The 4,921-nt window shown below is 76.5% G+C and carries 2 protein-coding genes; both read right to left on the bottom strand.

Annotation, left to right across the window (positions count from 1 at the left end; translation table 11 throughout):
- Nucleotides 1–1,860: hypothetical protein (locus tag E2E34_RS31325; RefSeq protein ID WP_167518427.1), on the bottom strand; the 1,860-nt coding region annotated here is incomplete at its 3' end.
- A gap of 127 nt (nucleotides 1,861–1,987) precedes the next feature.
- On the bottom strand, nucleotides 1,988–4,921 hold a 2,934-nt coding region (locus E2E34_RS31320), incomplete at its 5' end, for an alpha-N-acetylglucosaminidase (protein ID WP_138905233.1).

Raw genomic sequence — 4,921 nt, 5'->3', positions numbered from 1 at the left:
GCCCTCGGCCGTGCCCCGCACCCCGCCCGACGTCGTGATCGACCTGAACTGGCCGCTGCCCGCCGCGAGTACGTACCAGTTCCCGCCCCGCGACTTCCACAGCACGCCCGCGAGCACCCGGGGATCACGCACGCCGCACGTCGGAGAGTGCTCGGCGCGCGCCGCGATCGCGCCCGGCGCCCCGCGCTTCGCGGACGGCGCCTGGAACTGGGCCAGCACCCTGCTGCCCGTGCCCCGCCACGTCTCCGCGCGGGTGCAGAGCCAGGCGGCGGTGCCGTTGCCCTCGGGCAGCGGCTGCTGGGCGAACGCCCACGAGTTCACGCTGCGCACGCCGTGCGAGCGCACCGCCGGGAGCAGGCACGCCGTACGGGCCCAGCGCGCCCGCTCCTCCGGGCCGCTCACATCACGCGGCGCCGACGGCGGCCCCGACGTCAGCCGGGCGGGGGCCAGCTCCCCCAGGTCGGTCATCAGCCGGGGACCCGCGTCGTCGCGCAGTTCGAGGGCGTCCCAGGACCGGCAGTCGCGCGCCTGCGCGGGGCTGGTGAGCGGGGCCGTCACCCCGTGCGCCGTCCGCTTCAGCGGCGTGGGCACCGCGGCCGGATCGAGCAGGTCCCGTACCGACGCCGCCCGCACCCAGGGCGCGGTCAGGTACCGGACGTTGCCGTCGGTGCGGCCCACCACCAGCGCGTTCGCCGCCGCCGCGTCCGCGCCGTCCACGCGCGCGAAGTCGAGCGCCGCGCCCGCCGTGCCGTCGCGCGGCTCGGCGTACCGCACGACGCGCAGGCCGTCGTACAGCAGCACCACCCTCGCCTGGTCGACGTCGCCCGCGAAGAGCAGCTGCGGCGGGCCCATCGGCGGGCCGACCGGGGTGGCGGGCGTCGCGGAGGCCTGCACCGAGGGGCCCGGCCGGGCCCAGACGGCGAGGGCGCGGCGCAGCAGGGCGTTGTCGCGGGTGAGGCCGCCGCGGGCCGGCCAGACGGAGAAGTCGGTACGGGAGGACCGCTTCCACACGGCCGCGGCGACCCGGACCGTCTCCGTCGGGTCCAGGGCCCGCTCGGCGGCCGGGTTGCGGGCGTACGCCGGACCGGCCGCGCCGTCGGGGCCCCACCCCTCGCCCGGCAGCCCGAGCAGCGCCCCGCAGACCACCACGGCGGCCGTCGCGGCGAGCGCGGCCTTCGCGTGCTGTCTGCGCCGCATCAGGTCGGTCGGCCTGGCCTGCAACGAGCACGGGTCGAACTCGGCGGACCCCAGCAGCGCCGCCACGCTCGCCCCGCCCGGCGCCTCGACCGTGTCCGCCTCGGCGAGCGCCGCGTGCGGGTCGGCGGCCCCGGCGGCGGCCAGCGTCCGCGCCACCTCCGCGTCCTGCATACGCTCCAGACCCCGCAGCACGTACGCCGCCCGGCCGGGGCCGCTGAGCGCCGAGAGCCGCTGGTCCAGGGCGAGTTCGTCGGCCCCGCCGGAGCGGGGGAACAACCGCAGCCCCCACACGTGCGGCAGCAGCGGCGGCAGCTGCGCCCGCTTGGGCCAGGCCCTGCGGCGCAGCGGAAGCCCGGCCTCCAGGGCTTGGCGCAGCACCCGCTGCCGTACGTACGCGTAACCGGGATCGGCCGCCGCGCCGCCCCCGGACCGCCGCGGCAGGGGCAGGCCCGCGCCGGCGGCCGGGGTGCGGCCGCGCGGCAGCGAGCGCTGCGCGAGCGCGTGGGCGGTCAGCACGCGGCGGTTGCGGCCGAGACGCGGCGGCAGCACGAGGTACGCCAGGCGCACGAGCCGCGGATAGTGCTCGACGAGCGCGGCCTCGGCCTGCTCGACGTCGACGGGGACGGGGACAGGGCGGTTGGTGACAGCATCCTGTGGGCGCACGTTCAACAGAACGAGCGAATCGTCCGATGGTCACCTCGCGGGCACGCCGTGCGAGCACGGGCCGTGCGGGTCCGGCAGTGGTGCCGCGACCTGGCACCGTCCGCCCCTCCGGCGTCACGGGCACCCCTCAGGACGTGCCCCACCCGCTGAACTCGACCGTCCCGCGCGCCCCGCTGCCCCCGTGCGCCGCGCTCATGAACATCCCGGCGTCCTGGGCGCCACCCGCCGCGCCCCGCACCGCGACCCCGGCCACCGTCCGCCACGTCACCCCGTCGTCCACCGAGTACGCGCCCGTGTACCGGTCACCGGCCCGCGAGAGCCGCAACACCACCGGCGCCGTGACGCCGGTGACGCGCCGGTAGGCGTCCAGCGTGCCGTCGCCGTCCGAGTCGTACGACAGCACCACACCGTTCGCCGGGGTCACCGCGAGGTTGAGGAAGCCGGGGGCGCCCGGTGTGCCGAGGCGGTCGCGGACCACGAGGCCGGCCCGCGCCCACGCACCCGTCGCCTCCTGCGTGTCCACCCGCACCACGACACCGCCCCCGTCCCGCAGTGCCCCCTGCCGGTAGAGGGTCCCGAACTGCGCGGTGGCCTTCCACAGGTCGTCGCCGCCGCCGTTGATCCCGTACCGGTCCTCCACCTGCCCGAAGACGGCGCCGTTGTTCGTGTACGTCCGCCAGCCCGCGCCCAGCGGCCCGGCGACGTACAGGCTGCCCTGCTGGACCGAGGTCACCCGGGGCTCGCCCTCGGGGCCGTACGACGTGCTCAGCTCGTACGGCAGCGGCGTGAGCGGAGCGGTCGGCGGCCCGGCGGGGGCCGTCGCACGCCACGATGCCGTCCCCGAGCCCGCCGCCGGCACGGATGCCAGTGACTCCGGTCCCTCCGGCCGTGCCTCGACGCCCGTGAGCGCGAAGTCCACGCGGCCGGTCGCCCGCAGACCGTTCATGTTGCGGAAGGCGGCGGTGAGCAGCGCGGAGCCGCCGGGCGGCAGGGCGGCCGGGGCGGCGGTGACCGCGACGGCGCCCTGGTGGGGCGCGCGGGCCAGCACGTCGTGGACGCGCCGGGCCGTGCGGTACGCGTCGTTCGGCGGGCGCAGCGGATACGCCGTGCGCCCGCGCGTCCACGCCTCCTCGACGGCGTACCAGTCGAAGGTCTTCGGCGCGCGGTCCGCCACCAGCGCGTCCTCCAGCTCCTCCAGGTACGCCTGCCACTGCGGCAGGTGGAAGTCGCCGATGAGGCCCTGCCAGTCGCGGTTGGCGTAGTTGGCGAGGCGCCCGCCGTCGGCCGCCGAGCGGTCGGCCCAGGTGGTGATCAGGACCCGCGCCGTCCGTTCCAGCCGCTGCGACTCCTCCGGCGAGGACCCCATGCGCTTCGCGTCCTCCAGCCACGGCCCGAGCAGGAACGCCCGGTGCGACCCCGCCATGTCCTCGCTCAGCCGCATCAGCCTGAGCCACAGCGCGGCGAGTGCGCGGAAGGCGGTCAGGTCGCGGCGGTGGTACGCCGACCTGAGCTGCGGCAGCAGTTGCCAGGAGCGGTGGGCGAGGGCCTGACGGCCGAGGTCGGTGAGGTCGTGGCGGTACGCGTCCGAGCGGCGCAGTGGCTCGCGTACGCCGAGCAGCGCGCCGAACGCCTTGTCGAACTCCGCCGGGTCGAAGGCGGGCCGGTGCGCCGAGTACGCCGTACCCGAGGACGTGCTCAGGCTCGGGCGAGAGGCGAAGAGCGAGTCGTGCGGGCGGCCGTCGCGGCTGGTGGTGCGGTACGCCGTCTCGCGCAGCACGGCGAACGCGGCGCGGGCCCCCGCGTCGCGCCCCCCGTAGCGCAGGTCGGCGTACCCCTCGAACCACCGCGTCCGGTCGACCGCCTCCCGGCGCCACGCCAGTTCCGAGAACAGCTCCAGCGCCGCCGGGTCCCGCTCGGCGGCCTCCGGCATGTAGGCGGTGCCGACGAGGGCGGACCCCGGGCGGTCGCGCCAGGCGGTGAAGCGCTCGGTCCACACGTGCGTCTTGGCGCCGATCGTCGTACGGCCGCCGAAGTTGTGGATGGTGCCGAAGGCGTACGGGGCGCCGCCCCAGTCCTTCTCGCGGTCGGTGACGGCGTCGTGGTCGGACAGGCCGTCCACGACGAGCAGGTGCTTCTTGTCGAGCGCGTCGAGCAGTTCGCGGCGCGGGTTCGCCTGCCAGCCGAGGATCACCCAGGTGGCGCCCGGGCGCGAGGCGCGCAGGGCGGTCTCGACGGCGCGGGCGGCCTCGGCCACGGGCACGTCACCCGCCGAGCCGCCCTCGTGCAGGAGGTCCATCTTGAAGTGCCCGACGGGGCCGAAGAGTTCGTTCTGGTGCCGGTAGAAGGAGGCCGCCACCTCGCGGAACGAGGCGGTGCGCGGGTCGAGCCAGTCGGGGCGGCGCAGGCCCAGCCAGGTGCCCTGCGGGACGGTGCGGGCGCCGGGGTTGCGGGCGGCGAAACCGTCGGGGACGGTGCCGAAGTATCCGGGGAGGACGGGCGCCATGCCGAGCTCGCGCATGCGGTCGGCGACGCGCCGGCCCAGACCGGCGCGCTTCGCGATGAGCTCGGGGGAGAGCGGGCCGCCGTACGCGCTCATGTTCTGCAGCAGCCACCAGGGCTGGTGGGAGGGCGCGGGCAGCCAGGTGCGGGCCTCGGTGTCGGAGTAGCCGAAGTCCTTGAGGAGACGGTGGTAAACGGCCTCCTGACCGGCCGTCACCAGCACCTCGTTGCAGCCGTGCAGGGCGAGTACGTCGATCATCCGCTCCCAGCGCGGCCAGTCGGCGTACGGCGCGGTGTAACCGTCATGGGTGTCGTTGAACGCGAAGCGGTGCGGCACGGTGGCCGAGCGCTCCAGCGGGGCGCGGGGCGCGGGCAGCCGCCGGGGGAGGTCGAGCTGGGTGCCGGACCAGGAGATGTGCGCCCCGCACACGTACTTGAGGTACCAGTGGACGCCGGTGAGCGCGGCGGCGGGGCTGGTGCCCGCGACCTCGACGCGGCCGGTGACGCCGTCGACGCGGAAGCGGTCGCCGTCGCCGCCGGTGAGCGCGGTGAGGTGGAACTG

This window comes from Streptomyces albidochromogenes (assembly GCF_005981925.1).
GTDB lineage: Bacteria > Actinomycetota > Actinomycetes > Streptomycetales > Streptomycetaceae > Streptomyces > Streptomyces albidochromogenes.
The sequence above is the reverse complement of the archived record's forward strand: the minus strand, read 5'-3'. Positions and strand labels throughout refer to the sequence as shown.